The organism is Conyzicola nivalis, assembly GCF_014639655.1.
Lineage (GTDB): Bacteria > Actinomycetota > Actinomycetes > Actinomycetales > Microbacteriaceae > Conyzicola > Conyzicola nivalis.
In genome coordinates this window covers 2217769-2244297 of the sequence record NZ_BMGB01000001.1, presented here as the reverse complement: position 1 = coordinate 2244297, position 26529 = coordinate 2217769, and the positions used below count along the sequence as shown (strand labels likewise).

26 protein-coding genes and 2 tRNA genes are annotated in these 26529 nt (G+C 68.0%); 16 read left to right on the top strand and 12 right to left on the bottom strand.

Annotated features, from left to right (window positions below; translation table 11 throughout):
- Window positions 1–57: 57 nt before the first annotated feature.
- The 5 genes from pgm to IEV96_RS11165 form a co-directional block, all read right to left on the bottom strand.
- The gene (gene pgm / locus IEV96_RS11185; protein WP_188510670.1) at window positions 58–1680 is read right to left on the bottom strand and encodes a phosphoglucomutase (alpha-D-glucose-1,6-bisphosphate-dependent); all 1623 of its coding nucleotides are present in this window, start codon (window positions 1678–1680) and stop codon (window positions 58–60) included.
- Between the two features lie 136 nt (window positions 1681–1816).
- Window positions 1817–2770 carry an alpha/beta hydrolase fold domain-containing protein gene (locus IEV96_RS11180; protein ID WP_188510669.1) on the bottom strand — a complete coding sequence of 318 codons (954 nt, stop codon included), beginning with the start codon at window positions 2768–2770 and terminating at the stop codon, window positions 1817–1819.
- Complete coding sequence (locus IEV96_RS11175; RefSeq protein WP_188510668.1) at window positions 2770–3234, bottom strand: ester cyclase; 465 nt, start codon at window positions 3232–3234, stop codon at window positions 2770–2772. The genes IEV96_RS11180 and IEV96_RS11175 overlap by 1 nt, the downstream gene beginning before the upstream one ends.
- A gap of 122 nt (window positions 3235–3356) precedes the next feature.
- Entirely contained in the window at window positions 3357–3830 is a 474-nt protein-coding gene (locus tag IEV96_RS11170) for a MerR family transcriptional regulator (RefSeq protein ID WP_188510667.1), read from the bottom strand.
- Between the two features lie 181 nt (window positions 3831–4011).
- On the bottom strand, window positions 4012–4860 hold the full coding sequence (locus tag IEV96_RS11165) for a pentapeptide repeat-containing protein (RefSeq protein WP_188510666.1): 849 nt from the start codon (window positions 4858–4860) through the stop codon (window positions 4012–4014).
- Window positions 4861–5145: 285 nt separating this feature from the next.
- Between IEV96_RS11165 and IEV96_RS11160 the strand changes: the two genes are divergently transcribed.
- Together IEV96_RS11160 and pheA are read left to right on the top strand one after the other, a co-directional pair.
- A complete protein-coding gene (locus IEV96_RS11160) occupies window positions 5146–6444 on the top strand; it encodes a hypothetical protein (protein ID WP_188510665.1) in 1299 nt (432 codons plus the stop codon).
- A 36-nt stretch (window positions 6445–6480) separates the two neighbouring features.
- Window positions 6481–7419, top strand: a complete 939-nt coding sequence (gene pheA, locus IEV96_RS11155; protein WP_188510664.1) for a prephenate dehydratase — start codon at window positions 6481–6483, stop codon at window positions 7417–7419.
- On the opposite strand, the gene IEV96_RS11150 is transcribed toward pheA, so the two are convergent.
- Window positions 7416–8405 (bottom strand): diacylglycerol/lipid kinase family protein, encoded by a 990-nt coding sequence (locus IEV96_RS11150; protein ID WP_188510663.1) that lies wholly within the window; start codon window positions 8403–8405, stop codon window positions 7416–7418. The genes pheA and IEV96_RS11150 overlap by 4 nt on opposite strands.
- A gap of 64 nt (window positions 8406–8469) precedes the next feature.
- On the opposite strand from IEV96_RS11150, the gene serS reads away from it, so the two are divergent.
- The 5 genes from serS to IEV96_RS11125 all read left to right on the top strand — a co-directional run bounded on the left by serS (window position 8470) and on the right by IEV96_RS11125 (window position 12196).
- On the top strand, window positions 8470–9738 hold the full coding sequence (gene serS, locus IEV96_RS11145) for a serine--tRNA ligase (protein ID WP_188510662.1): 1269 nt from the start codon (window positions 8470–8472) through the stop codon (window positions 9736–9738).
- Window positions 9735–10556: an HAD family hydrolase gene (locus IEV96_RS11140; RefSeq protein WP_188510661.1), complete on the top strand. Its 822-nt coding sequence runs from the start codon at window positions 9735–9737 to the stop codon at window positions 10554–10556. Before serS ends, IEV96_RS11140 begins: the two co-directional genes overlap by 4 nt.
- 77 nt (window positions 10557–10633) lie before the next feature.
- Window positions 10634–10718, top strand: a tRNA-Ser gene (locus IEV96_RS11135).
- Window positions 10719–10760: 42 nt separating this feature from the next.
- Entirely contained in the window at window positions 10761–12026 is a 1266-nt protein-coding gene (locus tag IEV96_RS11130) for an LCP family protein (protein WP_188510660.1), read from the top strand.
- Between the two features lie 81 nt (window positions 12027–12107).
- Window positions 12108–12196, top strand: a tRNA-Ser gene (locus IEV96_RS11125).
- Window positions 12197–12271: 75 nt separating this feature from the next.
- Here IEV96_RS11125 and IEV96_RS11120 read toward each other — a convergent pair.
- On the bottom strand, window positions 12272–13213 hold the full coding sequence (locus tag IEV96_RS11120) for an AraC family transcriptional regulator (protein WP_188510659.1): 942 nt from the start codon (window positions 13211–13213) through the stop codon (window positions 12272–12274).
- 123 nt (window positions 13214–13336) lie between these two features.
- On the opposite strand from IEV96_RS11120, the gene IEV96_RS11115 reads away from it, so the two are divergent.
- A complete protein-coding gene (locus IEV96_RS11115; protein WP_188510658.1) occupies window positions 13337–14074 on the top strand; it encodes an SDR family oxidoreductase in 738 nt (245 codons plus the stop codon).
- 79 nt (window positions 14075–14153) lie between these two features.
- Here the strand turns inward: IEV96_RS11115 and IEV96_RS11110 are convergent, their stop codons facing one another.
- Window positions 14154–16133: an APC family permease gene (locus IEV96_RS11110; protein ID WP_188510657.1), complete on the bottom strand. Its 1980-nt coding sequence runs from the start codon at window positions 16131–16133 to the stop codon at window positions 14154–14156.
- Window positions 16134–16185: 52 nt separating this feature from the next.
- Between IEV96_RS11110 and IEV96_RS11105 the strand changes: the two genes are divergently transcribed.
- From IEV96_RS11105 to IEV96_RS11090, 4 genes are all read left to right on the top strand, one after another.
- Window positions 16186–17094: a metalloregulator ArsR/SmtB family transcription factor gene (locus IEV96_RS11105; protein WP_188510656.1), complete on the top strand. Its 909-nt coding sequence runs from the start codon at window positions 16186–16188 to the stop codon at window positions 17092–17094.
- 55 nt (window positions 17095–17149) lie between these two features.
- The gene (locus IEV96_RS11100; protein ID WP_188510655.1) at window positions 17150–17557 is read left to right on the top strand and encodes an arsenate reductase ArsC; all 408 of its coding nucleotides are present in this window, start codon (window positions 17150–17152) and stop codon (window positions 17555–17557) included.
- Window positions 17558–17620: 63 nt separating this feature from the next.
- Entirely contained in the window at window positions 17621–18361 is a 741-nt protein-coding gene (locus IEV96_RS11095; protein WP_188510654.1) for a sugar phosphate isomerase/epimerase family protein, read from the top strand.
- Window positions 18358–19461: a Gfo/Idh/MocA family protein gene (locus IEV96_RS11090; RefSeq protein WP_188510653.1), complete on the top strand. Its 1104-nt coding sequence runs from the start codon at window positions 18358–18360 to the stop codon at window positions 19459–19461. Before IEV96_RS11095 ends, IEV96_RS11090 begins: the two co-directional genes overlap by 4 nt.
- Window positions 19462–19465: 4 nt before the next feature.
- On the opposite strand, the gene IEV96_RS11085 is transcribed toward IEV96_RS11090, so the two are convergent.
- Both IEV96_RS11085 and IEV96_RS11080 read right to left on the bottom strand, forming a co-directional pair.
- Window positions 19466–19708, bottom strand: a complete 243-nt coding sequence (locus IEV96_RS11085; protein WP_229733256.1) for a zinc-ribbon domain-containing protein — start codon at window positions 19706–19708, stop codon at window positions 19466–19468.
- A gap of 2 nt (window positions 19709–19710) precedes the next feature.
- A complete protein-coding gene (locus tag IEV96_RS11080; RefSeq protein ID WP_188510652.1) occupies window positions 19711–19854 on the bottom strand; it encodes a hypothetical protein in 144 nt (47 codons plus the stop codon).
- A 208-nt stretch (window positions 19855–20062) separates the two neighbouring features.
- Between IEV96_RS11080 and IEV96_RS11075 the strand changes: the two genes are divergently transcribed.
- The 3 genes from IEV96_RS11075 to IEV96_RS11065 are packed head-to-tail and all read left to right on the top strand — an operon-like array spanning window position 20063 to window position 23953.
- Window positions 20063–20890, top strand: coding sequence for an ABC transporter ATP-binding protein (locus IEV96_RS11075; RefSeq protein WP_188510651.1), 828 nt, complete (start codon window positions 20063–20065; stop codon window positions 20888–20890).
- A gap of 26 nt (window positions 20891–20916) precedes the next feature.
- Window positions 20917–21888 (top strand): ABC transporter substrate-binding protein, encoded by a 972-nt coding sequence (locus tag IEV96_RS11070; RefSeq protein ID WP_188510650.1) that lies wholly within the window; start codon window positions 20917–20919, stop codon window positions 21886–21888.
- Window positions 21857–23953 (top strand): iron ABC transporter permease, encoded by a 2097-nt coding sequence (locus IEV96_RS11065; protein WP_373282441.1) that lies wholly within the window; start codon window positions 21857–21859, stop codon window positions 23951–23953. Before IEV96_RS11070 ends, IEV96_RS11065 begins: the two co-directional genes overlap by 32 nt.
- Window positions 23954–24071: 118 nt before the next feature.
- On the opposite strand, the gene IEV96_RS16760 is transcribed toward IEV96_RS11065, so the two are convergent.
- Window positions 24072–24623, bottom strand: coding sequence for a helix-turn-helix domain-containing protein (locus tag IEV96_RS16760; protein ID WP_188510649.1), 552 nt, complete (start codon window positions 24621–24623; stop codon window positions 24072–24074).
- Between the two features lie 57 nt (window positions 24624–24680).
- Here IEV96_RS16760 and IEV96_RS11055 point away from each other — a divergent pair, with 57 nt between their 5' ends.
- The gene (locus IEV96_RS11055) at window positions 24681–25694 is read left to right on the top strand and encodes a zinc-dependent alcohol dehydrogenase (RefSeq protein WP_188510648.1); all 1014 of its coding nucleotides are present in this window, start codon (window positions 24681–24683) and stop codon (window positions 25692–25694) included.
- Here IEV96_RS11055 and IEV96_RS11050 read toward each other — a convergent pair.
- Complete coding sequence (locus IEV96_RS11050) at window positions 25687–26508, bottom strand: alpha/beta fold hydrolase (RefSeq protein ID WP_188510647.1); 822 nt, start codon at window positions 26506–26508, stop codon at window positions 25687–25689. The genes IEV96_RS11055 and IEV96_RS11050 overlap by 8 nt on opposite strands.
- Between the last annotated feature and the right edge of the window lie 21 nt (window positions 26509–26529).

Below are 26529 nucleotides of genomic sequence, written 5' to 3'. Positions count from 1 at the left end.
AATGCTCGGCGGGGTTTCGATACGGTCGCTGCGCGACCTACTCAACCGGCACGCCGTCTAGCCGGCGAGGGCTGCGTCGACGATCTCCTTCGCCTCGGCCTGCACCCTGGCGAGGTGCTCGGGGCCGACGAACGACTCCGCGTAGATCTTGTAGACGTCTTCGGTGCCGCTCGGCCGGGCGGCGAACCAGGCCTTCTCGGTGACGACCTTCACACCGCCGACGGCCGCGCCGTTGCCGGGCGCCTCCGAGAGGCGCGCGACGATCGGGTCGCCGGCGAGGGTCTCGGCGGTGATTGCCGATCCGTTCAGCTTGGCGAGCGCCGCCTTCTGCGTCTTGGTGGCGACGGCGTCGACGCGCTGGTAGACCGGGTCGCCGAACTGGGCGACCAGTTCTGCGTACAGCTCCGACGGGCTCTTGCCGGTGACCGCGCGGATCTCGCTCGCCAGCAGCGCCAGGAGGATACCGTCCTTGTCGGTGGTCCACACGGTGCCGTCCTTGCGCAGGAAGCTCGCGCCAGCGCTCTCTTCGCCGCCGAACGCCACCGAGCCGTCGATCAGTCCGGGCACGAACCATTTGAAACCGACCGGCACCTCCCAAAGTGTGCGGCCGAGCGACTCCGCGACCCGGTCGATCATCGAACTGGAGACGAGCGTCTTGCCGATCGCGGCATCCGAACGCCACTCGGGGCGGTGCGTGTAGAGGTACTGGATGGCGACTGCCAGGAAGTGGTTCGGGTTCATCAGGCCGCCGTCGGGGGTGACGATGCCGTGGCGGTCGGCGTCCGCGTCGTTGCCGGTGACGATGTCGTACTCGCTCTGGTGCGCGACGACCGACGCCATGACCGACGGGCTCGACGGATCCATGCGGATCTTCTCGTCCCAGTCGAGCGTCATAAACGGCCAGGCCGGGTCGACGAGCGGGTTCACGACGGTGAGGTCGAGGCCGTAGACCTCCTTGATGAGCTGCCAGTAGTTCACGCTCGCGCCGCCCAGCGGGTCGGCGCCGATGTGCAGGTTCGCCGCCTTGATCGCGTCGAAGTCGATGATGTTGGCCAGGTCGGCCACGTAGGCGCCGCGGTAGTCGTAGGTCTCCACCGCGCTCGGTTCCGCGCGCTTCACGTCGCCGCTGCCGTTCGCGATGATCTCGTTGGCGCGGTTGGCGATCCAGCCGGTGGCGTCGCTGTCGGCCGGTCCGCCGTGCGGGGGGTTGTACTTGAAGCCGCCGTCGCGGGGCGGGTTGTGGCTGGGGGTGATGACGATGCCGTCGGCCAGGTCGTCGTCGCCGTGATCGCGGTTGTAGACGATGATCGCGAGGCTGAGCGCGGGGGTCGGCACGTAGTCGTCGAACTCGTCGACGAGGGCGCGCACGCCGTTCGCGGCGAGAACCTCGAGCGCGGTGGTCTGGGCCGGGCGGCTCAGAGCGTGGGTGTCGCTGCCGATGAAGAGCGGGCCGGTGATTCCCTGCCCGGCGCGGTACTCGACGATCGCCTGCGTGATGGCCTCGATGTGGGTTTCGTTGAACGCCGCATCGAGCGAGGAACCCCGGTGGCCACTCGTGCCGAACACGACCTTCTGGTCGGGGTTCGTGACATCCGGAACTTTCGAATAATAGGCAGCGACGAGTTCTTCGACGTTGATCAGATCGGATTCCTGGGCGGGCAGACCGGCACGTGTTGTCATGCTGCTTAGTCTTGCACTCGAAGATTCGGATGTCGCGGGCCAAGGTCAGCACATAGTCGCGGGTCCGCCCGTCCGCTCCGTAAAGTTCAGGACCGGACGAGCGACGCGCCTGCGCTCGGCGCTGCCGAGGGAACCGCTATAGAGCCCGCAGGACGGCTACCCGTCGGGCGTATACGCCTTCATGGATGCCGATAAATGGCGGAAGGTGGTCCCAGCCGTGTATCAGGCCGGGAAGAACGTGAAGTTCCGCATCCACCCCGGCTTTCCACAGTTTTTGCGCGTAAGCGGTTGTTTCGTCACGGAAGATGTCCAGGGATCCGACCTCGAGATAAGCGGGCGCCAGTGCGGCGAAATCGGTCAATCGGGCCGCCGCAATAGTCGCCGGCACGTCTGCAGAGCCGCGGGCATCGCCGAGCACGCCATCCCATTGCGCCCGGTTGTCCGAGTACATGCTTCCAACCACCGGCGCGAGCGCGGGATCGGGATCTACCGTGCGGTCGTCCAGCTGGGGATAGATCAGGATCTGTCGCGCCAACCGCACACCCGCCGACCGGGCCATGATCGCCGCCGAAGCGGCGAGGCCACCGCCCGCGCTTTCGCCCATGACCGCGATCCGGGCGGGATCGACTCCGAGGGTCTCCGCGTGCCCGACGAGCCACATCAGGCCCGCGAACACGTCTTCACCAGCCTTCGACCCGGGAAACTCGGGTGCGAGGCGGTACTCGACGGAGAGGAAGGGCACGCCCGAACTGGCGACGAACTGCGCGATGAACGGCGCGAACATCGATACGGCGCCGGCGACCCGGCCGCCTCCGTGCGCATGCACGACTGCGGCGGTTGCCCCCGCCGCGGGGGTGGACGGCGAGAACCAGTGAAGATCCACCGAGGCCTCATCAGCCGACTCGGTCGTCAATACGCGGTGTTCGACTTCTGGAGGCATTGGAAGAGACTCGGTAAATGCCGCGTACATCTCCGTGGTCGCTGCGCGGAACGCCAGCAAGTCTCCGGGTTCGCGCGCCTCTGCGGGGTTCTCGCTCATAAAAGCACCGAGCGAGGCGAAGAGTTCTGGATCGATGGTCAGGCCGGGCATCACGAGCGGGGTGCGAGTTCGACGCCGAGCTGGCGCATCGTCTCGAGGTTGTCGTACTGCACCCACTCCTCGGCGAGTTTGCCGTCGTCGTCGTAGCGGAACATGTTGATCAGCGCCAGCGTGAACTTTCCGCCGTGTGGCTGGATCGTGCCGTACGGCGACGGCTCGAACGGCCCGTCGAAGGTGCCGCCCATCTCCGTGCGGCATCCGACGAGGGATCCGGATGAGACGATCTCGTAACGTTCGCAGTAGAAGCCGCTGAACGCCGCCCGCATCTGCGAGAAGAACACTTCGAGGCCCGCGAAGTCGAGTTCGACACCGGGGCCGTGGAACGTGAAATCTTCGCTGAAGTACTCCCGCAAGACGGCGGGGTTTTCCTGAGCGATGGCATCGCGGCCAATCTGTACGAGCGCACGCGAGCGCTCCTCGTAGCGGGTGTCATCGGGCTCGATGAAATTAGACATGGTTTTCCTTACGGTTGTTGATGATGGCGCTCTTCTCGACGCTCAATGCGGGCGTACGAGGGCCACTTCTGCAACCGTAAAACCTGAAGTCGACTTCAGGTCAAGCTCGGCGATGGAGATATCTAGGAACTCAAGTCAGTCCGGTGTTTTACGCTTAGGCCTCTGGCCGCGAAGTAGGCGTCGTCTTCGTCGGCACGGACGAAGATCTCACTCGCGGTTCCGATCGAAACTGCCTCGGTATAGGCGGCTACCTTCGCGGAAATCAGCTCGAGAGCGTCATTCAGAGCAGCCATTTTGGCCCTCACCTCTTCTTCGTGATGCTGCAGCAACTTCAAGCGCTCGCCCTCGTTGCCGGCGCCAGCCCTCACCATCTCGGCATAGCGGGCGATCTCGGGCAAGGGCATCCCTGAAGCGCGCAAGCGTTGACAGATGCCGATCCAGGCGAGGTCGTCAGACGAGAAACCGCGGCGACCCCCCGCACTGCGCTGGGGAGGCGGAAAGAGGCCCTGACGCTCGTAGAAGCGGAGCGTATCGACGCTGAGGCCAGTGCGCGCACTGACCTCTCCGATGGAGAGGAGATCGTGAACGACGGGCATAAGACCAGATTACGACTGCACATGCCTGTGTGCCCCCCAACCGTCGAGTCGCCAGGTGGGCAGGTTAACAGGTGCGGAACGTGGTGGGGAGTCACGGCTCGAGAACCCTGGATCGGAAGAAAACGGTGCTTCAGTTCGCGTTGGTATTCAGCACGAACTGAACCACCGTTCGACGGATCGGCTAGCTCTTCTGCCAGTGTGGCGGGCGTTCGAGAGCGGCAGGAAGGACGGTGGTGTAGTCGCCCCGGGCCGCCGCGATCTGCGCTTGCGTGAGGAAAAGCGCTTTCGATAGGTCGGCGCCTCCGAGCCGCGCGTCGCGTAGGTCCGCACCCAGCAAGTCGACGCCCGCGAGGTCGGCGTGCCGCAGGTCAGCGGCGATGAGGTACGCGCCCCGGAGATCGGCTCCGCAGAGACGAATCGAGCGCAGGTCGCGGCCGACCAGGTCTGCTGAGGGGCGCAGGTCGGCGTGGGCAGCGGTGTCATAGCCGCCGCGTGCCTCCTCGCTTACTTCGATCAATGCTCGCCGCACGTTCGTGCGGATGCTCTCGACGTCGGACGCGAGGACTTCCGATACGTCACCGTGGAGGATCCGCAGGATCTCGCTTCTGAGCTGGGCCGCCGACTCCGAGGCTTCGGTGGTCGTCGCGCGCTCGGCGGCCTCGACGAGGTACCAGAGCATCTCGTGCAGCTGCCGCACGACGGCGAAGGTTGTGAACATCTCGGCGCTGCTGTCGGGACGCTCTCTCCAGCTCGTTCCACCGAAGATGTCCTGCGACACATATTGGCCCGCACCGAAGCAATCGAAGACGGTGCATCCGCGAAAGCCTCGCGTCCGCAGGGACTCGTGGATGGAGCAGGAGAAATCGTCTGCCAGATTCAGGCAAGGGGTGCCCGCCGGCTTGTCGATCGGGAAATCGGCGGATCTCTGGAACCCGAAGGCGGTGCAGCAGAGTGCGAAGCAGTCGGCGCACTTCGCGCGAAGAGTTGAGCGGTCGTCAGCGGTCGCGTCGGAAGGGTCGATGGACGTCATTGTGGGAAGGTCTTTCTCGTGTGGTTTCGACGGGGGCCGGGGTGCGGGGAGCTCCGCTGGGAGCTCCTTTTCCGGCGCACGAAATCACCACCCCTCGACGGAGGAGCGAACTGGTGTCGCTGAAGGGCCTCTGGGTCACAGAGAGAAAGAAAGGTTCACTGAGGTCAGGGTACTGCTGAGAGTGATCGGGCTTCAAGGAGATCCGGCGCGCATGTCGTCCGACAGGGTGCGCGGGTCATCATCGCGATGGATGCCCGGTGTCCACCCCGCAGATACCGTAGGGAGATGACGATCACGAGCGGCCCGACGCGGGTCGCCCCGTCACGGACCCTGGTGCGCGGCATTCTTCTCGGCTCTGTCTGCGGACTCGCGGGCGGCTCACTGGCGGTGGTCGTCGGCGGCGTGATGTCGGCGTTCTCCAGCGGACTCTACGTTGTGTTCTTCGCCGCGCTTCTAACAATTCCGGCGGCGTTCGTCGGCGCCGTCGTCGGAGCGGGCGCGGGTCTGGCGGGTGCCGCCGTTGCCGTCGTGGTGCTGATGGCCGCCACGCGCCTGCCCCGGCTGACAGCGCGAGGGCGCAAGACCGCGGCATCCTGCGGCGCCGCGCTCGGTTCCGCGGGAGCGATCGCGACTGCGGCGGTCCTGTACGCGCCCGTTCCCGGTCTAGAACTTGTGCTGCTGTGGATCGTGACACCGATCGCTGGCGGAGTGGCGGCCCGCATCGCATGGCGCAATATCGACGCGCTCGTGCGGGACCCGGCCGTTCCGGTGCGCGAGCGCTGGGCATGGCGCGTGCTGCTGCTCGGTTTCGTGGTCGGAATCGCCGCCCTCATCCTGTCGATCGTGCTGCTGGCCGACCCGTTCTGGTGGAGCTGGGACGGCCCACCGCGCGGTCCCGAGCTGACGGCCGCCCTTGTCGCCCTCGTTGTGGTCGCCCCGACCGCCGCTGTGTTGCTCTCCGTCGGGGCCTGGCTCGGAGCGCGTAAGAACGCCGAACCCCCGGTCGAGGCGGCACTGGTGTTGGTCGCTGTGCTGTTCATCCTGACCGTGTTCGGCGCTTCGGGCCTCTCGCCGACCCGGGATAGGGCGGATAGTCCGCCGACTCCGTCGCACTATCCGGCCTCACCCGCAGACCCGATCCCGTCGGAGACACCCTTGCCAGCGCTCGTCGAGCCGCCGCCGCCCGAAGAGGCATCGACCCTTTTCACCGCCGCCGACATCACAGCGGCGAGCCAAGCGCAGGTCGACGGCACCATCGCCGCGGTCGGGCCTATCGACGATCCCGTGATCCCCGCGGGCACGACGAGCTTCCCGGTGTCGATCGGGGGCTGCGGCAATCTCGCGGGCGGGGCCGTGATGTTCGAAGTGTGGTTTCTCGTCGACGACCTGCGGGGCGGATTCGCTCGGGCGCGCGACGCCTGGCTCGCTCAGGGCTTCGTCTCCGACCAGGCAACCACCGAAGCCGGCGACGTCGAGGTGGTCGGCACCCCGGACTCCCCGATACGACGGATGACCCTCGAGAACAAGGAGGGCACCGTGAAGTTCACCGTGCAGAGCGTGTGCGTCGCCGGACAGGACTACTGAGGCGGGTCGCGGGCGCGGCACCCTAAACTCGTCAGCATGCCCGCTGACGCCCACGCCCCCGACGAGACCTACAGCTATCTCGGCCCGGCCGGCACGTTTACCGAGGCGGCGCTCGCGCAGGTCACCGCGGCGCAGGGCAAGAACTGGCGCCCGGTGAACAACGTGGGTGAGGCTCTGAACGACGTGGTCGCCGGGCGCAGCATCGCCGCCATGATCGCCATCGAGAACTCGATCGAGGGCGGCGTGAGCGCGACGCAGGACGCGCTGGCCACCATCCCCGACCTGCGCATCGTGGGCGAGTACCTGGTTCCCGTCAACTTCGTTCTGGTGGCCCGCCCGGGAACGACGCTCGCCGACGTATCCATCGTCAACGCGCATCCTGTCGCCTACGGCCAGACGCACCTCTGGCTCGACAAGAACCTGCCCGGCCACGGCCACATCCCGGCGAGCTCGAACGTGGCGGCGGCCGCGAACCTGCTGCTGCACGACCACGCCAACGCGGCGGTCGCGCCCCCCGGCATCACCAAGCACTACGACCTCGACGTGCTCGCGACCGAGATCGGAGACAACCCGAACGCCGTCACCCGGTTCGTGCTGGTGAGCCGCACGGTCGCTGTGCCCGACCGCACCGGCTCCGACAAGACCAGCATCATCGCCGAGCTTCCCGACGACAAGGCCGGACGCCTGCTCGAGATGCTCGAGCAGTTCGCCACCCGCGGGGTCAACATGAGCCTGATCGAGTCGCGTCCGATCGGCGACGCCCTCGGACGCTACCGGTTCATCATCGACCTCGACGGCCACATCCACGACGAACGCGTGGCCGACGCGCTGCTCGGGCTCAAGCGATTCAGCCCCAATGTGATCTTCCTCGGCAGCTACCCGCGCGCCGACAAACTGGCGATCGAGGTGTCGACGCGCTACGGAGACGACAGCTTCCTCGAGGCGCGGGAGTGGCTGAACGGGTTGATGAACTAGAACGAACCGGCGGGCACCCGCACGGTCAGCGCGCCGGGGTCGACCCAGGAGTGCACCGACTTCGCCTCGCCGAACTCGTCGCCGTCGAGCTGGAACTGCTGCGGTGTCTCCACGGTCATCCGCAGGTCTTTGCCCCTGAGGTACACGACGTCCTTCACGTCGCGTGACAGGTCGATGATGCGGCGGCCGAGCGCGCTCTTGCGCAGCACACCGTTCTCCCACGCCAACTTGTTCCACACATTGAGCCAGCCGAACGGCCCGCGCGGACGCAGCGCCACGAAGTCGAGAATGCCGTCGTCGGGCCGGGCGTCGGGGATGAGCAGGATGCCGCCGGGAAGCTTGCCGCAGTTGCCGATGATGATGGTGTGCACGTTGACGCTGCGCTCCGTCTCGCCGTCGATGCTCACACGCAGCTTCACCGGCTTGATTTCGGGGAGCGACCGGCCGATGGCGTCGACGTAGGCGAGCCAACCGACCGCCTTCTTGAGCTTCGGGCTGGTCTTCGCGATCATCTTCGCGTCGAGCCCGAGGCCGGCCATCACGAGGAACACGTGCTCTTCGACGTCGCCGTTGTCGCGCACGATCGACGCGAGCCCGAGGTCGATTGTGCGGTCGACGCCGGTGAAGGCCGTGGCGACGGTCTCGGCGAGGTTGCCGAACGGGATGTCGAGGTTGCGGGCCAGCAGGTTGCCCGTGCCGGAGGGAAGCAGCGCCATCGCGACGCCGGTGTCGCGTAGCCCCTCGGCCACGGCGCGCACCGTGCCGTCGCCGCCCGCGGCCATCACCATGGTCGCGCCGCGCCTGATCGCCTCGGCGACGAGAAGCTGGCCGGCGTCCTCCACGGTCGTCGCGAACCACAGGGTGCGGCGCCAGCCGGCCTCCTTGGCGGCCGAGGCCACCACCGTTTCGAGGGCAAGGATGTCTACCTTGAGCGGGTTGTAGATGACCGCCGCGCGTCGGTTCGGCGATCGCTTCGGGGTGGGCACGGCTCTCACCGTACGGCAACGCTGCCGATGCCGTTTGGAATCGCGCGCAAACTAGACTGGCCGGGTGATTGATCCACAGATTCTGCGCGAAAACCCCGAAATCCTCCGTCGTTCGCAGGAGGCGCGCGGTGCGTCTGTCTCTCTGGTGGATGACGCGGTCGCCGCCGATTCCCGCCGCCGCGAGTCGATCGGCGAGTTCGAGAACCTCCGCGCCGAGCAGAACGTGTTCGGAAAGACGGTCGCCGCGGCCCCGAAAGACGAGAAGCGTGCGCTGGTCGCCCAGGCTCAGGAACTGGCGGCGCGAGTCAAGGTGGCCCAGCAGGCGACGGTCGAGGCCGAGGCGCAGTTCACGCGCACCGTCGGCGCGATCGCCAACCCCATCATCGACGGCGTGCCCGCCGGCGGCGAAGAGAACTTCACCACCCTCCGCGAGGTGGGCGAGAAGGCGAGCTTCGACTTCGAGCCGCGCGACCACGCCGAACTCGGCGAGATGCTCAAGGCGATCGATATCACCCGCGGCACCAAGGTGAGCGGCAGCCGCTTCTACTTCCTGCGCGGCGTCGGCGCCCGCCTCGAGCTGGCGCTGATGAACATGGCGCTCGACAAGGCGCTCGCCGAAGACTTCGTGCCGCTGATCACGCCCACGCTCGTGCGGCCCGAGATCATGGCGGGCACCGGCTTCCTCGGCGAGCACGCCGACGAGATCTACTACCTGCCGGCCGACGACCTCTACCTCACCGGCACGAGCGAGGTGGCGCTCGCCGGATACCACTCCGACGAGATCCTCGACCTGAGCGACGGGCCGCTGCGCTACGCAGGCTGGAGCACCTGCTACCGCCGCGAGGCCGGTTCCGCGGGCAAGGACAACCGCGGCATCCTCCGCGTGCACCAGTTCAACAAGCTGGAGATGTTCAGCTACGTGCACCCCGACCTCGCCGAGGCCGAGCACGACAAGCTCGTCGGATTCCAGGAGTCGATGCTGCAGGCCTGCGGGCTCAGCTACCGCGTGATCGACGTGGCAGCCGGCGACCTCGGCTCGAGCGCCGCCCGCAAGTTCGACATCGAGGCCTGGGTTCCCACCCAGGGCACGTACCGCGAGCTCACCTCGACGAGCAACTGCACCACGTACCAGGCGCGCCGCCTCGACATCCGGTTCCGGGGCGAGAACGGCAAGACCACGCCGGTCTCGACCCTCAACGGCACGCTCGCCACCACCCGTTGGCTGGTGGCGATCCTCGAGACGCACCAGAAGGCCGACGGCTCGGTCGTGGTGCCCGAGGCGCTGCGCCCCTACCTCGGCGGACTCGAGATCTTCGAGCCGGTCGACCGATGACGCCCGACCAGGCGATGACGTCCGACCGCTGGCTGGTCGCGCTCGACATCGACGGCACCGTTCTGCACGAGGACGGAACGCTCGGCGACGACGTGCTCGAACAGGTCACGCGCACTAGCGCGATCGGCCACGAGGTGATGCTCGCGACGGGGCGTTCGGTCGCGATGACCCTGCCCGTGCTCGACCGGCTCGGCATCACGCCCGACTACCTGGTCTGCTCCAACGGCGCGATCACCCTGAAGCGCGACGCCGACGCACCCGCCGGCTACTCCCGCCACTTCGTCGAGACCTTCAACCCGGGGGAGGTGCTGTCGACCATCAAGTCGAACCTCTCCGCCGCGCACTACGCCGTGGAAGACGAGACCGGGCTGTACCGCTTCACCGGCTTCTTCCCCGACGGCACGCTCGGCGCCTCGAGCGTGAAGGTCGAGTTCGAGGAGCTGCTCACCCACGAGGCGACCCGCGTCGTGGTGATCTCGCCCGAACACGACATCGAAGACTTCCTCTCCGTCGTCGAGCGCATGGGCCTGCACAAGGTGAGCTACAACGTCGGCTGGACCGCCTGGCTCGACATCGCGCCCGACGGCGTCAACAAGTCGACCGCGCTCGAGCGGGTGCGCGCGTTGCTCGACATCCCTCGCTCGCGCGTGATGGCGGTCGGCGACGGACGCAACGATATCGAGATGCTCGAATGGGCGTCCGCCGAGGGCCGTGGTGTCGCGATGGGACAGGCGCCGGCCGAGGTCGTCGCCGCGGCGAACGAAACCACCGAGACCGATCTGAACGCGGGCGTCGCCCGGGTTCTCGAGACGTTGTGACCGGGTTTACCGCGCCGCAGGCTTATATTCAGGGTTGAAGGTTGCCGGTCGGTTACACTCGGGACTTGGTTTCTCCTGGAGGGCTGTCCGAGCGGCCGATGGAGCCAGTCTTGAAAACTGGTGATGTGAAAGCATTCGTGGGTTCGAATCCCACGCCCTCCGCGTCTATGTCTTCACCCCGTTCTATTACCGAAGGGATCTGAGATGAGTGACCTTCGTCCTCGATCAAACAGGTCGGCTACCGCGGCCGGGATCGCCCGTCACGGCCGCCTCAAAAAGTCGAGCCCGTGGCCGACCATACTCAAGTTCGTGGGCGCCGCCCTCGTCGTGGTTCTCGTCAGCGGAGCATCCGTCGGCGCACTGGTCTTCTCCCAGATCAAAGACTCCATCACCACCGTCTCCCTCGTCGGCGAGACCGAGGGTCCGCCGCCGAGCATCGGTGCGTTCGATGGCGGATTCAACATTCTCATCGTCGGTAGCGACAAGTGCGAAGACGATTCCGGATGCGACGGACGAGGCGACGCAAACCTCAACGACGTCACCATGCTGCTGCACGTCTCCGAAGACCAGACCAACGCGGTCGCCGTGAGCTTCCCCCGCGACCTCGTCGTGCCGATCCCGTCATGCCCGCAGGCCGACGGCACCGGAACGAACTCGGCGATGTCGGCGCGCCCCATCAACGAGACGCTCTACTACGGCGGACTTCCCTGCACCGTGCTGACCGTCCAGGCGCTCACCGGGCTCGACATCCAGTTCGCGGGCCTCATCACCTTCAACGGTGTCATCCAGATGTCCGACGCCGTCGGTGGAGTCGACGTCTGCGTGGACGCGCCGATCAAGGACCGCTACACCGGACTCAACCTTCCCGCCGCCGGCACCTACACGCTGAGCGGCGCCGACGCGCTCGCCTTCCTGCGCACCCGCCACGGCGTGGGCGACGGCAGCGACCTCACCCGCATTTCTTCGCAGCAGGTCTACCTGTCGTCGCTGGTGCGCACGCTCAAGAGCAGCGAGACGCTCGGCGACCCGCTGAAGATCTACAACCTGGCCAAGGCCGCGACGGCGAACATGACGCTGTCGCAGGGCTTCTCGAACCTCGACACTCTCGCGTCGATCGCGCTCGCCCTCAAAGACATCCCGCTGGAGTCGGTGACGTTCGTGCAGTACCCGGGCACCACCGGAGCCGACGGCGTCTACTCGGGCAAGGTCGCGCCGGTGAAGGCGAAGGCTCAGGAGCTGTTCGACCTGATCAAGTCGGATACGCCGTTCGCCCTCGCCGCGGTCGGCGACGACAAGGGGTCGACCATCGACCCCAACGCGCCCGTGGCCGATCCGGCTACGCCGGACCCGGCCGCGACCGCCGACCCGTCGGCTGCCGCCACAGCGACGGCCGCTCCCGTGGAGACCCTCGACATCACGGGGCAGACGGCTGCCGACTACACCTGCTCGAAGTCGTTCTCGGGTAAGTAATCGGGCCACGCGCGTGGGCCATTGTGGGGCCGCGTACAAACCGGTCGCCGCAATTGGCTATGATTGCTGACGAACAACTAGGGAGACGTCGCATAGTTCGGCCTAGTGCACCACCCTGCTAAGGTGGAGTACCCTAACGGGTACCGAGGGTTCAAATCCCTCCGTCTCCGCACTTCAAACCCGCTAGATCGCCTAGATCTAGCGGGTTTTTGCGTTTCCGACTTCGCGACCTCACCCGCACGCCGTCAGGCCTCGGGCGGTGAGGGTTTTCGCCTGGCCGCGCCCGCTCGAAAACTGAGCGGGGACTCCCCGACGTGCCGCTTGAACGCCGTACTGAACGCGCTCTCAGAGGAATAGCCGAGTTCGAGCGCGAGCGGGCGGATGCGGGTGTCCGCCGCGCGGAGCGCCTTCTGGGCGATCAGCATGCGCCAATCGATGAGGTACGACAGCGGGGGAGTGCCGGCGGTCTGGCGGAACCTGAGGGCGAACGTGGAGCGGGACATGGACGACGCGCTCGCGAGGTCCTCCAGGCTCCACGCTTTGCCGGGTTGCTCGTGGATCAGTGCGAGCGCGGGGCGGAGGCGTTCGTCGGCGAGAAGCTTCAGCCAGCCGGCGGGCATGTCCCCGTCGTGCATGAACCCGCGCACGACGTCGAGCACCAGAAGCTGACCGTACTGTCGGATCGCGAAGTCGGAACCGACGCGGTTCGACAGGATCTCTTCGAACAACCGTTGCACGTGACCCCGCAGTTGGGGTCCGACCGAGCTCGCCTGTCCGACGTGCAGTACCGGGGGCAGCGCCCGAAGCAGCAGGTGCCGACCCGTCGCGTTCAGTTCCACGCGGCCGCCGATGAGCACGTCGGCATCGTCCGCGTTCGCTTCGCGGTCGTCGATCGCCGATCCCGACGCGGGCGGCTCCACCAGCGTCGGCGTCTCGTCACCGATGCCACCCTCGAGGGTCAGCCGCGAGCGGCCGTTCAAGACCGCGACGTCTCCCTGCCGCAACTCGATCGGCTCGGCCAGACCGTCGGTGTCCAGTCGCGCGCTACCCCGTACGACCGCGATGAACTTGAGGTCGTCGGCGATGCGGCTGTCAGTACGCCAACGCCCGCGCACCGCGGATCCGCCGGAGACGACGCTTTTGACCTCGATGAGGTCGAGGATCTGGGAGAGGCGATCGGCGGGCATAACTGGACTATAGAGCATAAAAAACGGATGTCTGATTATTCATAATCTGGTTTTCGAGGGGCAGGCTGGGACGAGCGCCAAAAGGCGCCCACCAACGCGTACATCGAAGGATTACCCCACAACATGAACGACCCCATGATCGCCCTCGTCACCGGGGGCAACAAAGGAATCGGGCGCGAAATCGCCGCCCAGCTCGCAGACCTCGGTCACACCGTCGTCATCGGCGCGCGGAGCCTCGAGCGAGGCGAGGTCGCGGCCGCGGAGCTGCGCGCGGCCGGCGGCGACGTCACCGCTGTCGCCCTCGACGTCACCGACACCGCTTCCGTTCACGCCGCCGCCGACACGATCCGCCGCCGGTTCGGTCGCCTCGACGCCCTGATCAACAACGCCGGCATCAGCCACCGGCCTGGAGCGGACTTCGCCGGCCAGTCGCCTCGGTCCGCCGACGTCGAGCACGTGCGCTTCGTTTTCGAGACGAACGTGTTCGGGGTCATCACGGTCACCAGCGCCTTCCTGCCGTTACTACGTCGGTCGACCGTTCCGCGCATCGTGAACGTCTCCAGCAGCGCTGGCTCCTTGACCGCCATCTCCGACTTCGCGAACACCGACCCGATCGCGCTCGGATACGTTCCTTCCAAGACCGCGCTCACGGCCGTCACCATGATGTACGCCCGCGACCTGATCGGGGAACGCATCCTGGTGAACGCCGTCTGCCCCGGCTTCGTCGCGACCGACCTGAACAACCACAGGGGCGTTCGCACTCCCGCCGAAGGAGCTGCGTCCGCGGTGCGCATGGCGACGATCGACGCCGACGGACCCACCGGCACCTTCACCGACGACGACGGCCCCGTCGCCTGGTAGGCGCTGGCTCGTCGAGGGCGATCTCGAGGTCATCCCGTGCCTCGGGTCACCCTGCCGCACGACATCAAGGTCTGAGCGATCAGCCGCCGACGTGGATTCCGGGGCGCTGCTTCGGGTCCTTCTCCGCCTCGCGCAGAATCTCGCGCACGAGCGGCGCGGTGTCGCCCCGGCCCAGCAGTAGGTACTTGAACAGGTACGCGATCGGATTGCCCTCAGCCCACTCGAAATGGCACTGGGGCCGCACTCCCGTCGCCTCCTGCAGCGCGAGCAGGGTGGCGGCGATGGTGTTGGGCACCACCGCGCTGTCGATGCGGAGGATCAGGAACTCGCCCACTTCGACACCGCGCACGTTGAGCGTCTGGCGGAACGTCGACGGGTCGACCACGTCCACCTCGAGGAAGAGCACCTTCGAGGTGGACGGCACGGGGTTCATGCCCCGCTGCGAGGCCTCCTTCTCGGCGTATTCGTCGGCGTGCCCGGTCTGGCGGCGGTTGGCGATGAGGTTCAGCTGACCGTCGACGGAGAGGGCCTCGGCGATAAGCCGCCGTGCAGTCGCGTTGAACTCCACCCGCTCGACGCGCAGCTCGGTGGCGCGATACGCGCGCGAGATGATCGAGACCGTGATGATGCCGGCGATGAACAGGCTCGAGATGGCGATACCGTCGGGCTTCTCGATCACGTTCGCGAGCAGCGCGTAGATCAGCACCGCGGTGAGCACCGAGAAGCCGAAAGTGGCGCGGCGTTCGCGCTTGCGCACCGCCGCGATGGTGACCGCGACCGCCCCGGACACCATCATGGCGAGGATGCCGGTCGCATACGCTCCGGCCTGCGCGTTGACGTCGGCGTTGAAGGCGATCGTGATGATGATGCTGATGCCGGTGTAGACGAGCACGACCGGCCGGATGGCCTTGCTCCACTCCGGCGCCATGCCGTACGACGGCAGGTACCGGGGGACGATGTTGATCAGTCCCGCCATCGCCGAGGCCCCGGCGAACCAGAGGATGAGCACGCTGCTGATGTCGTAGACGGTGCCGAAGCCTTCCCCGAGATAGAGGTGCGCAAGGTAGGCGAGGGCGCGGCCGTTGGCCTCCCCGCCCTCCTCGAACTCCTCCGCGGGGATGAGCACCGTGGTGACGACGCTGGTGGCGAGCAAGTAGGCGCTCATGATGACCGCCGCCGTGGTGAGCAGTTTGCGGGTGTTGCGCACGCGCGACGCGAGCACCTGGAACTCGGTGAAGCCGTCGGACTTGACGAGCGGCATCATGCTCACGCCGGTCTCAAAACCGGAGAGCCCCAGCACGAGCAGGGGAAACGCGAAGACCGCGGTTCTCGCGACGTCGCCGAAGTTACCGCTGCTGGCGGTCAGCCGCTCGAGCCAGTTCTGCAGACTGCCCGGTTCGGCGACGATGGCCGCGATCGAGACGCCGATCACGATGGCGTTCAGTAGAAGGAAGACCGCGACGAGCGGAATGGCGACGTTGACGGCCTCGTTGAAGCCGAGCAGGAAGACGCCGCCGAGAACGAGCAGCAGAATCACGGTGACGATCACGTTCGCGCCGCGCAGCGCCTCGGGCACGAACGGGTTCTCGAGCAGGTGCACGGTCGCGTCGGCACTGGACAGCGTGATGGTGATGATCCAGGATGTCGCGACGAAGCCGAGCAGCACGAGGACGAAGATCTTCCCCCGCCAGAACGGAAGCAGCTTCTCGAGCATTGCCACCGAGCCCTGGCCGTGCGGGCTCTGCTTCGCGACGCGGCGGTACATGGGGAGCATGCCGAACAGCGTGAGCACCACGATGAGCAGAGTCGCGACGGGGGAGAGCGCGCCTGCCGCGAGTACGGCGATCGCCGGCAGGTACGACAGCGTCGAGAAGTAGTCCACGCCGGTGAGCGTCATCACCTTCCACCACGAGTGCGTCTGGTTCTTCTCGCCCGCCTCCGGTCCGGCCGGCGCCACCTTGTTGGCCAGCAGCCACTTACCCAGTGGACTCGGCTCGGTATCCCGCTTCGTCTGTCGCAGCGAGACGACCTCGGGGATCGCGTCGGAAGGTGTGGTCACGAGGCACGACACTACTCGCGCCGCGACAACGCGCACGCATAGACTTCTATCTATGGTTACCGGAGGATCCACCGCCGAGCTGCGATTGCTCGCGGATCCGACGCGGGCGCGCATCATGTCGCTCATTCTGGAGGGCGCGGAGGGGCGTGCGCTCGTCGGTCACCTGGCCGTCGAACTCGGGTTGCGGCAACCCACAGTGAGCCACCACGTCAAGGCGCTCTTCGACGAGGGATTGCTCGAACGCGAGCCCGAGGGTCGAAATGTCTGGTACTCGGTCAGCCCCGAGCAGATCGACCGGGTGACGGACGTGCTGCGGTCAGAGCTCCCGCCCGCGATCGCCCCCGACGTGCTCGAGCGGATCTCCGCCGACCTCGCCGGTCGCTTTGCCGGCACCTTCGCGCCCGAAACCGTCGAGCGCTACGTTCGAGAGAGCCACGGGCTGCTGGCGGATCAGTCGCACATCACCCGCAATCTCCCGTCGCTAACGTCGAGGTTCGCGGCGGACAGGCTCTCGGCGCTCGCCGCGTCCGCCCTGCCCGACGGGGAGGGCGTGCCCGAGGTGCTGTTCGTCTGTGTGCAGAACGCGGGCCGCTCGCAGATGGCCGCCGGCATCCTCCGCCATCTCGCCGGAGACAGGGTCAGCGTGCGCACCGCCGGTTCCGCGCCGGCGAGCGCCGTGCGGTCCGTCATCATCTCCGCTCTCGACGAGATCGGGGTGCCGATCGGAGGCGAGTACCCGAAACCGCTCACCGACGACGTCGTGCGCGCAGCCGACGTCGTGGTCACGATGGGCTGCGGCGATGCCTGCCCGGTCTACCCGGGCCGTCGCTACCTCGACTGGGACCTCGAAGACCCGGTGGGCCTTCCGCTGACCCGGGTCCGTGACATCCGAGACGACATCGAAGCCCGGGTACGCGACCTTCTCCACTCGCTCGATCTGAATCCCGCAGACTCGCGCTAGTCAACCCATAGATCGTCGTCTATGCTTCTGGTAACCGATAGCGAGGAAGCCCCCCATGACCGACAAGCCCACCGTTCTCTTCGTCTGCATCCACAACGCGGGACGTTCGCAGATGGCCGCCGGCTACATGCGCGCCCTTTCCGGGGGCGCCGTCGAGGTGCGCTCCGGTGGTTCCGAGCCCGGAGACCAGATCAACCCGATGGCCATCGCGGCGATGGCCGAGGAGGGCATCGACATCAGCGTTGGGCTCCCGCAGCTGATGACGACCGAGCAGGTGCGCGACTCCGACGTCGTCATCACGATGGGCTGCGGCGACGTCTGCCCGATCTTCCCCGGCAAGCGCTACGAAGACTGGGAGCTCGTCGACCCCAAGGGCAAGTCCATCGAGGAGGTGCGTCCGATCCGCGACGACATCAAGGCGCGCATCGAGAAACTGCTGGCCGAACTGCTCCCCGCAAACTAGCCGGGCCGAGCCCCGGCCTCGTCGCTATCGTGTTGGGCAGACCATCGAACGAGGGAGCATCGAATGACCCCGACCGTATCTGTCCAGCTCTACAGCGTGCGCGACGCGATCGCCGCCGACCTGCAGGGCGCCGTCGCGAGACTCGCCGAGATCGGACTGCGTAACGTCGAACCGTACGGCTTCGCCGAGCGCGTCGACGACTACGAGCGGGCGTTCTCCGCCTCCGGAATCTCGGCGCCGTCCGGCCATGCGGCCGTCATCGATTCGGATGAACCGGACCGCTACTTCGAGGCGGCGGTGCGTCTCGGCATCGGCACGGTCATCGACCCCCTGGTGCCGACCGAGCGCTGGCGATCGGCCGACGACGTAGCGAAGACCGCCGACCGCGTCAACGAGCTGACCGCCAGGGCCGCCGGCTTCGGCCTCGCGTTCGGGTACCACAACCACCAATGGGAGCTCGCGAACCAGATCGACGGACGCCACGCGTTGCTCGGCTTCGTCGACCGCCTCGACGATTCCGTCGTGCTCGAGATCGACACCTTCTGGGCGTCGGTGGGCGGGGCTGACACCCCCGCACTGCTGCGCACTCTCGGCGACCGGGTGAGGTTCATCCACGTGAAGGACGGTGCACTGAGCGACGACACGTCGTTGCAACGGCCCGCGGGCGGAGGCGCGGTCGACGTCGCAGGGGCGCTCGCCGCCGCGCCGCAGGCCACGCGGGTCATCGAGTTCGACGCCTATGCCGGCGACGTGTTCGAGGGCATCGCCCAGTCGTTCGCGTGGCTGAAGGAGAACGACTCGTGACCGGCGGTCCCGTCGGCGTCGGGGTGATCGGCGCCGGCTACATCAGCGGCCACTACCTCGCGACTCTTTCGGCCTTCCCCGACCTGCGCGTGCTGTTCGTCGCCGACCTCGACCTCGACCGCGCGCGGGCGCAGGCCGAGGCGTTCGGGGTGCCCGGCCACGGCAGCGTCGACCAGCTGCTCGCCCACGACGAGGTGGAGGTCGTCGTCAACCTCACCATCCCTGCCGCCCACGCGGAGGTGGGCAGGCGGATCGTCGCGGCGGGCAAACACGTGTGGAGCGAGAAGCCGCTCGCGCTCGACCATGAGTCGGGGGCCGAACTTCTCGCGGCGGCCCGAGCGGCCGGGCTGCGGGTCGCGTGTGCGCCGGATACCGTGCTCGGCGCGGGCATCCAGTCGGCCCTCCGCGCGATCGCCCGCGGCGACATCGGCGAGCCGCTCACCGCGACCACGCTGTTCCAGGTGGGCGGACCGAACGCGTGGCATCCCGACCCCGAGTTCCTGTTCGCGAAGGGAGCCGGCCCACTCTTCGACATGGGACCGTACTACGTGACGACCCTGGTGCACGTGTTCGGCGCTGCTGCCCGGGTGAGCGCCGTCTCGTCGACTTCACACTCCGAACGCACGATCGCCACGGGGCCGCGAGCCGGCGCGACCTTCGCGGTGGAGGTACCCACCCACTATGCGGCGCTGATCGGCTTCGCGGGCGGGCAGTCGGCGTCGTCGACCTTCAGCTTCCAGGACGCCCAGCGGCGCGTGGGCTTCGTCGAGATCAGCGGCACCAACGGCACCATCGTGCTGCCCGACCCGAACAAGTTCGAGGGAGACTCCCGGCTCTGGCGGTTCGGCTCGGACGAACCGACCGTGCTCACTGCGACGGGATCCGTCCACGGCCGGGGTTCCGGTGTGCTCGACCTCGCCCGTGCCATCCGCGGCGGCGAGCCCGAGCGGGCCAGCGGCGCCCTGGCGCTGCACGTTCTCGACGTGCTGCTCGCGGTAGAGCGAGCGGCCGAGACGCAGTCCACCGTGGCGCTGACCTCTGCGGTCGAACGGCCCGCGCCGCTGCCGGAATCGTGGGACCCAGCGGCCGCGACGCTGTAGCGGGCTAGTTGCGGGCGAGCCGCAGTGAGTGCTGCACCTGCTCGGGCGTCAGCGCCGTGCGCCCGCCGCAGTTCGTGCACTCGTTGTGGTACTTGGTCGAGAAGGTGAACAGCGGCACGAAGAACAGCGTGAACTTGTTCGACGACTTGATCACGTGCTGCGGAGCGTCGACGTTGCAATAACCGCACACGAACGCGACCACGTTGACGATCTGCTGCGATACGCGGGATCCGAAGAGGAGGAACACGGTTAGCGGCGTCCGCCCGCGGAGCCGTTGCGCTTGGCCTGAATGCTCGCCTTGACCTTCGCCAGCGCGCGCTGGCCCTGCGGGCTCTTCACGGCCTTGGAGACCATGGGGATGATGATGGGGGCGTACTTGAGAAGTCGGAACATTCGGCTGTCTCGCTTTCGATTCGCCGGGGCAATCGACGCCGGGGTTCGACGGCGGCTAGCACCCGAGTGAACAATGATGAGCGCTGAGCGCGCCCGACACCATTTGGGCTGGTGGCATTGACTCCGGTCGCAAGATGATGAAGGGCGTTCGCCGAGCAGTCTTCTCAGGAAAGTGGCATGTAAGGTAAGCCTCACCTATAGTGGCCTGATGCGTGGTTCCGATCTCACCCTCTCGTACCACGGCACTCCCGTCGTGCACGCGGCGAGCATCAGCCTCGCGCCGGGACAGGTCACCGCACTGGTCGGACCGAACGGCAGCGGCAAGTCCACGCTGCTTCGCGCGCTCGCCCGGCTGCACAAGCCCGACTCCGGAAGCGTCGTGCTGACTCCGACGGCAGGGTCGACGGATGACACGGTGGACGCCTTCGCGCTCAGCCACCGCGACTTCGCACGCAGGGTCACGCTGCTCGCCCAGAGCCGACCGACACCGAGCGGCCTCTGCGTTCGCGAACTCGTGGAGTTCGGACGCCACCCGCACCGCGGCCGGTGGGTCCGCGGCGACGAGAACGGCGCGGCTTCCGTGGCGCGCGCCATGGAGATGACCGGGGTCGCCGACCTCGCCGACAAGCAGGTCGACCAGCTCTCGGGCGGACAACTGCAGCGGGTCTGGCTGGCGTGCTGCCTCGCCCAGGACACCGACGTGCTGCTGCTCGACGAGCCGACGACCTACCTCGACCTGCGCTACCAGGTCGAGCTGCTCGACCTCATCCGCGACCTCGCCGACGAGCACGGCGTGACCGTGGGCGTCGTGCTGCACGACCTCGACCAGGCCGCGGCGCTCGCCGACGTGGTCGTGCTGCTCGACGGCGGGCGGGTGCTCGCGAGCGGCACCCCGCAGCAGGTATTGGTCTCCGACACGCTCAGCGCCGTGTACGGCATCCGCGTCGACGTCGAGACCGACGACGCCACGGGTCACGTGACGGCGCGCGCCAGGGGACGGCACAACAGTGCCGCCCGTGTCATCCGAACTTCTTAGCATCGCCCATTCACCAAAAGGAAACCATGAAGACATCGCCCCTCGCCGTCCTGTCGCTCGTCGCGGCATCAGCGCTCGTGCTCACCGGCTGCGGAACCACCGAAGACACGACCGAGACCGACTCGGGCGCCGCCACCGTCAGCGTCGTCGACGACCGCGGAGAGACGATCGAGCTCGACGGCCCGGCGACCAAGGTCGTCGCCCTCGAGTGGAACGCGGCCGAGAGCCTCGTGTCGCTCGGTGTGATGCCCACCGGCATCTCGGACATCGCCGGCTACACCGACTACGTGCAGGCTGCGCCCGTGGATGACACGGTCACCGACGTGGGCATGCGTGGCGAGCCGAGCGTCGACGCTATCGCCGGCCTCGCCCCCGACCTCGTCGTCGTCACCAACGACCTGGCCGAGACGGCCATCACGCAGATCGAGGAGATCGCCCCGGTTCTCGTTCTGCGCGGCGCCGACGCCAGCGATGCGATCGGCCAGATGGAGAAGAACCTGGGCGACATCGCCACACTCACCGGCACCGAAGACGAGGCGGAGACGCTTCTCGCCGACCTCGACGCGAAGATCGCCGAGGGCAAGGCCGCGATCGAGGAGGCCGGACTCGACGGCACCGCGATCGCGCTCAACGACGCGTACGCCTACAACGGCGCCATCACCATCCGACCGTTCTACCAGGGCGCGCTGCTCACCGACGTGGCCGAGCAGCTCGGCCTCGTCAGCGCCTGGGAGGGCGAGGGCGACGAGAACTACGGCCTCGGCGAGACCGACGTCGAGGGACTCACCGCCCTGCCCGCCGACGTGAAGTACCTCGTGCTCGGGTCGCAGGAGGGCACCGTGTACAGCAACGAGCTGGCCGCCAACCCGATCTGGACCTCGCTGCCGTTCGTGCAGAGCGGCGACGTGTACACGCTGACGGACGGCATCTGGCCGTTCGGCGGACCCGCCTCGATTGACCTCTTCGTTGACTCGGTCGTCGACTCTCTCACCTCCTGAGAACGCTGACGGCGCCCTGGCGGACCGGGTTCCCCCGATCCGCTTCGGCGCCGTCGCCCTTCTCGCTCTAGGAGTTGTGCTCGCCGTCGTTCTCGGCGCCGTGCACATCACCCAAGGATCGGCCGACGTCTCGCCGCTCGATCTATTCGCCTCCCTCACCGGAGCGGGCAACGATCAGGCGACCGCGATTCTGGTCGCCTCGCGCCTTCCGCGCCTGATGGCCGGCGTCATCGTCGGCGTCGCGCTCGGTGTCGCGGGTGTGCTGTTGCAGACGGTGGCGCGCAACATCCTGGCCTCGCCCGACACCCTGGCGGTCAACGCGGGCGCCTATTTCGCGGTCGTCGCCTTCTCCGTGTTCGGGCTCAGCCTGCCGCTGCTGGCCAGTGGTGCGGTCGCCTTCGTCGGCGGCCTCGCGGCGGCCGCCCTCGTGCTGGCGCTGTCCGCCGGTCGCGAAACCGGCACGGTCCGGCTCATTCTCGCCGGTTCGGCCATCGCGCTCGCGCTCGGCTCGGCGACGACCGTGCTGCTGCTGTTGTTCCCGGAGCGCACGATCGGCCTCTATGCCTGGGGGCAGGGCACCATCGGCCAGAACGGATCGACGGTCGTCTCGACCTTCGGGCCCGTGATCGTGGTCGGCGCCGTGCTGGCGTTGCTATTCGCTCGCCGGTTCGACCTGCTCGCCCTCGGCGACGACACCGCGAGCGTGCTCGGCGTGAACGTGCGCCGCGCCCAGCTCATCGGCGTGCTCGTGGCGATCGTGCTTTCGGCCGCGGCCGTCAACGTGGCCGGGCCGATCGGCTTCGTGGGTCTCGCCGCCCCTGCCATCGCGCGGCTCATTGCCGCCAAGGTGCCAGGGATGCAACGGCACATCCTGCTCATCCCCGCAGCCGCGATCCTCGGTGTGATCGTGGTGCTCGGTGCCGACGTTCTGCTGCGCCTCGTGTTCGGCGGAGCGGCCGGGGTCGAGGTGCCCACCGGCGTCGTGACCACCATCTTCGGCGCGGTCTTCCTCGTCGCCTTGGCGCTACGGATGCGCGCGTCATCCGAAGCCGCGGGTCGCGGTCTCGTGAGCTCGCGCACCGTCTCCACCCGCCGCCGGATCACGCTCTCGGGCATAGCCGCCGTCCTGCTCGTGGTGGTCGTCGTCGCGTCGCTGTTGCTCGGCGACACCAAGCTGCTCGGCGGCGACCTCGTCAACTGGGTCACCGGTCAGTCGGGACCCATCGTCGACTTCGTGCTCGGTACGCGCGCCCCGCGGGTGTTCGCCGCGGCCCTCGCCGGTGCCGCCTTCGCCCTCGCCGGCGCGGTCGTGCAGGCGGTGTCGCGCAACCCGCTGGCGGAACCCGCGATCCTCGGGGTCACCGGCGGGGCCGGCCTCGGTGCCGTGTTCGTCATCACCCTCTGGCCCGTCGCGAGCTTCGTCGCCGTGACCGGGGGTGGCCTGATCGGCGCGGTCGGCGCGGCGGTCATCGTCTTCGGACTCGCCGCGCGCGGAGGGTTCGCGAACAACCGGCTGATCCTCATCGGCCTCGGGGTGTCGGCGGCCGCCGCGGCGGGCGTGAGCATGCTCATCATCGCGACCGACCCGTACAACGGCGCGAAGGCGCTCACCTGGCTCTCCGGCTCGACCTACGGACGCACCCTGCCGCAACTCGTGCCGCTCGCGATCGCGCTCGTGTTCGCCCTGCCGGTGCTCCTATCCGCCCGCCGCGAGCTCGACCTGCTCGCGTTCGACGACGACACCCCGCGGGTGCTCGGCATCCGCATCGCCCCCGCCCGGCTCGGGCTGCTCGCGGTGAGCGTCGTGCTCACCGCGGCGGCGGTCGCGGCGGTCGGATCGATCGGCTTCGTCGGACTGGTCGCGCCGCACGCCGCGCGGGCGCTCGTCGGCGCGCGCCATTCGGCCGTGCTGCCGCTGTCGGCGCTTCTCGGGGCGATCCTGGTCTGCGTCGCCGACACCCTCGGACGCACCGCGATCGCCCCCGCACAACTGCCGGCCGGGCTGCTCACCGCCGTCGTCGGCGCGCCCTACTTCGTCTGGCTGCTGTGGAGGTCACGGCGCTGAGCGGCGGGGCCGCCCTCCGGCAGTCGGCGCGAGCCGCTTCCGGCGAAATGAGCCCGCCGCGGTCGCGTCATCGCGCCGAAACCGGCTCACGCACGCATCAAGCCGCGCGCACCCGGCGCTAGTCGGGCCCGAACGGCAGCAGCACCCAGACGCGCGTCGCCACGGCCGGCCGCTCGTCGTGCACCGTCTTCGCGAGGGCGCCGGCGAGCATGGCGATGCCGAGCAGCACGTCCTCGGTCGTGATGCAGTCGGCGACCCGGCCGGCCGCGCGGGCCGCCGGCAGCTTCGACTCGACCACGGAACTGATCCGGTCGATGAGGTGCCGCCCCGCGTCATCCGTCTTCTCGATCTCGATCATCTCGAAGAAGGCGGTCGACACGATCGCCTGCGCGGTGATGGCCCGCAGCACGTCGCTCAGCGTCGAGCCCTCCTGCGCGGCGATGCTTTCGAGCTCGTCGGCGTTCTCTTCGAACACCGCGAGCGCGAGGCTGTAGCGGGTGGGGAAGTGCCGGTACAGGCTGCCCTGCCCGACCCCGGCCTCTTTCGCGACCGCGCTCAGCGGGGCGTCGAGCCCCCGAGTCGCGAAGATCATCCGCGCCGCCCCGATGAGCGCCGCCCGGTTCTCGGGTGCCGCGCTCGGCCCGCGGTTGGCGCGCGGAGAAATAGTCATCCAGCTATATTAGAACCGGACAACGATGTCCGGTCGCTACCTACAGGAGGTCCCCCAGTGAAATCAGTACAGGTAACCGGCGTCGGAACGACCGCGGTCGTCGATGTCCCCACGCCCGAGGTCGGCCCGACCGACGTTCTCGTCAGGATGCGCGCGTGCGGCATCTGCGGGTCCGACACGTTCTACATCTCTATCGGCGGCATTCCGCCGCGGCAGGGTGAGACGCCCCTGGGACACGAACCGGCCGGCGAGGTGGCGCAGGTGGGGGCGGATGTCACGGGCATCAGTGTCGGCGACCACGTCGTCATCAACCCGATCGCCTCACGCAAGGGAATGATCGGCAGCGGCGGCCCCGGCGGCGCCCTCTCGGAGTTCCTACTCATCCCCGACGCGGTTCTCGGCACCAGCCTGGCCGTGATCCCCGACCACATCCCGTTCGCCGTGGCCGCGCTCAACGAGCCGATGGCCGTCGCGCGTCACGCCGTCAACCGCACCCAGCCGAAGCCGGGCGACAAGGTCGTGATCTTCGGTGCCGGCCCGATCGGTCTCGGCGCGGCCATCAGCTACAAGCGCAGCGGCGTCGGGCACGTCGTCGTGGTCGACGTGATCCCGTCACGGCTCGAGAAGGCGCTCGCCATCGGCGCCGACGCGGTGATCAACTCCGCCGAGGAGAACGTCGTCGAACGCCTCACCGAGCTGCACGGCGCGGGCGCCACCGCCATGGGTCACCCGCGCCCCGACACCGACATCTACCTCGACGCGGCGGGCGTCGGCGTCGTGATCGACACCGCCCTCGCGGCCGCGAAGCACCGGGCCACCCTCGGCATCGTGGCGGTGCACAAGAAGCCGGTGCCGGTCGACTTCGGCGCCGTCCTAGGTTCGGAGGTGAATATCGTGCTGTCGATGGGCTATCCGACCGAGATCTTCGAGGTGACCAAGGACATCGTCGCCGAGTGGGAGAAGTTCGCCCTCATCGTGAGCGACGAGTTCGATTTCGCCGACGTGCAGCAGGCGCTCGCCCTCGCGGGCACACCCGGCGCGGCCGACAAGGTGGTCGTCACGTTCAGTTGACGGCGGGGTCGTTCTCGAGGACCTCGCGGATGACGCCGGCGAAGCCGGCCGGGTCGCCCAGAAAGCCGGCATGATCGCCGGGAAAGGTCACGGGCGGCTCGGCCAGCAACGTCGCGAGCGCCATCGACGTCTGATAGGTGTTCAGGTGTCCCGAGTCGACCCCGATGCCCACGACGACGCGGGTGTTCCCCGTGACCAGCGCGGGGATGTCGGGCAGGTAGCGCGTCGTCGCGCGTAGGTCGTGGTCGAAGAAGCGGGCGGTGTCGGCTAGTTCCTGCTCGGTGGGTTCGGGGCGCGGCTCGGGCGGCGGGGGCGGAGTGTCGCCCTCCTGCACGAAGCCCGCGCTCTTCATAAACGCTCCCCACGCGGCGCCGGCGCCCTGTTCGTGGAAGATCGTGACGATCTGCTCTATCTCGCCGCGCCAGCGCCCTGCGTCGGGGAGAAGCTCGAGCAACGGGGGCTCGTGCGCGATCAAGGTGCGAACCCGGCCCGGGTAGTCGGCGACGAGGGCCAGGCCCGTCACCGCGCCGCCGCTCGACCCGAACACGTCCACGGTGTCCGCCTTCAGGTGGTCGAGCAGGGTGACGAGGTCGCGCGCCCGTAGCTCCGGCTGCGACGGGGCGTCCGGGTCGTCGAGCGAGCTGCCGCCGATTCCGCGAGGGTCGTGGGTCACCACCGTGTGGTCGTCGGCCAGCGCGTCGGCAAGCGCCGCGAACTCGGCCGCCTTCATCGGCGAACCGGTGATCAGCAGGTGCGGCCCGGAACCCCGCACCTCGTAGTGCAGCTGGCCGTCGGGTACCTCGATCGTCGTCATGCCCGCGAATGTACTCGCGCC

Coding starts and splice junctions, on each gene's coding strand:
- IEV96_RS11050 (WP_188510647.1), bottom strand. CDS start 26,508: ATGACGACGATCGAGGTACCCGACGGCCAGCTGCACTACGAGGTGCGG.
- IEV96_RS11075 (WP_188510651.1), top strand. CDS start 20,063: ATGCGTGGTTCCGATCTCACCCTCTCGTACCACGGCACTCCCGTCGTG.
- IEV96_RS11105 (WP_188510656.1), top strand. CDS start 16,186: ATGGTTACCGGAGGATCCACCGCCGAGCTGCGATTGCTCGCGGATCCG.
- IEV96_RS16760 (WP_188510649.1), bottom strand. CDS start 24,623: ATGACTATTTCTCCGCGCGCCAACCGCGGGCCGAGCGCGGCACCCGAG.
- pheA (WP_188510664.1), top strand. CDS start 6,481: ATGCCCGCTGACGCCCACGCCCCCGACGAGACCTACAGCTATCTCGGC.
- IEV96_RS11160 (WP_188510665.1), top strand. CDS start 5,146: ATGACGATCACGAGCGGCCCGACGCGGGTCGCCCCGTCACGGACCCTG.
- IEV96_RS11095 (WP_188510654.1), top strand. CDS start 17,621: ATGACCCCGACCGTATCTGTCCAGCTCTACAGCGTGCGCGACGCGATC.
- pgm (WP_188510670.1), bottom strand. CDS start 1,680: ATGACAACACGTGCCGGTCTGCCCGCCCAGGAATCCGATCTGATCAAC.
- IEV96_RS11130 (WP_188510660.1), top strand. CDS start 10,761: ATGAGTGACCTTCGTCCTCGATCAAACAGGTCGGCTACCGCGGCCGGG.
- IEV96_RS11180 (WP_188510669.1), bottom strand. CDS start 2,770: ATGCCCGGCCTGACCATCGATCCAGAACTCTTCGCCTCGCTCGGTGCT.
- IEV96_RS11100 (WP_188510655.1), top strand. CDS start 17,150: ATGACCGACAAGCCCACCGTTCTCTTCGTCTGCATCCACAACGCGGGA.
- IEV96_RS11120 (WP_188510659.1), bottom strand. CDS start 13,213: ATGCCCGCCGATCGCCTCTCCCAGATCCTCGACCTCATCGAGGTCAAA.
- IEV96_RS11170 (WP_188510667.1), bottom strand. CDS start 3,830: ATGCCCGTCGTTCACGATCTCCTCTCCATCGGAGAGGTCAGTGCGCGC.
- IEV96_RS11140 (WP_188510661.1), top strand. CDS start 9,735: ATGACGCCCGACCAGGCGATGACGTCCGACCGCTGGCTGGTCGCGCTC.
- IEV96_RS11080 (WP_188510652.1), bottom strand. CDS start 19,854: ATGTTCCGACTTCTCAAGTACGCCCCCATCATCATCCCCATGGTCTCC.
- IEV96_RS11175 (WP_188510668.1), bottom strand. CDS start 3,234: ATGTCTAATTTCATCGAGCCCGATGACACCCGCTACGAGGAGCGCTCG.
- IEV96_RS11165 (WP_188510666.1), bottom strand. CDS start 4,860: ATGACGTCCATCGACCCTTCCGACGCGACCGCTGACGACCGCTCAACT.
- IEV96_RS11115 (WP_188510658.1), top strand. CDS start 13,337: ATGAACGACCCCATGATCGCCCTCGTCACCGGGGGCAACAAAGGAATC.
- IEV96_RS11070 (WP_188510650.1), top strand. CDS start 20,917: ATGAAGACATCGCCCCTCGCCGTCCTGTCGCTCGTCGCGGCATCAGCG.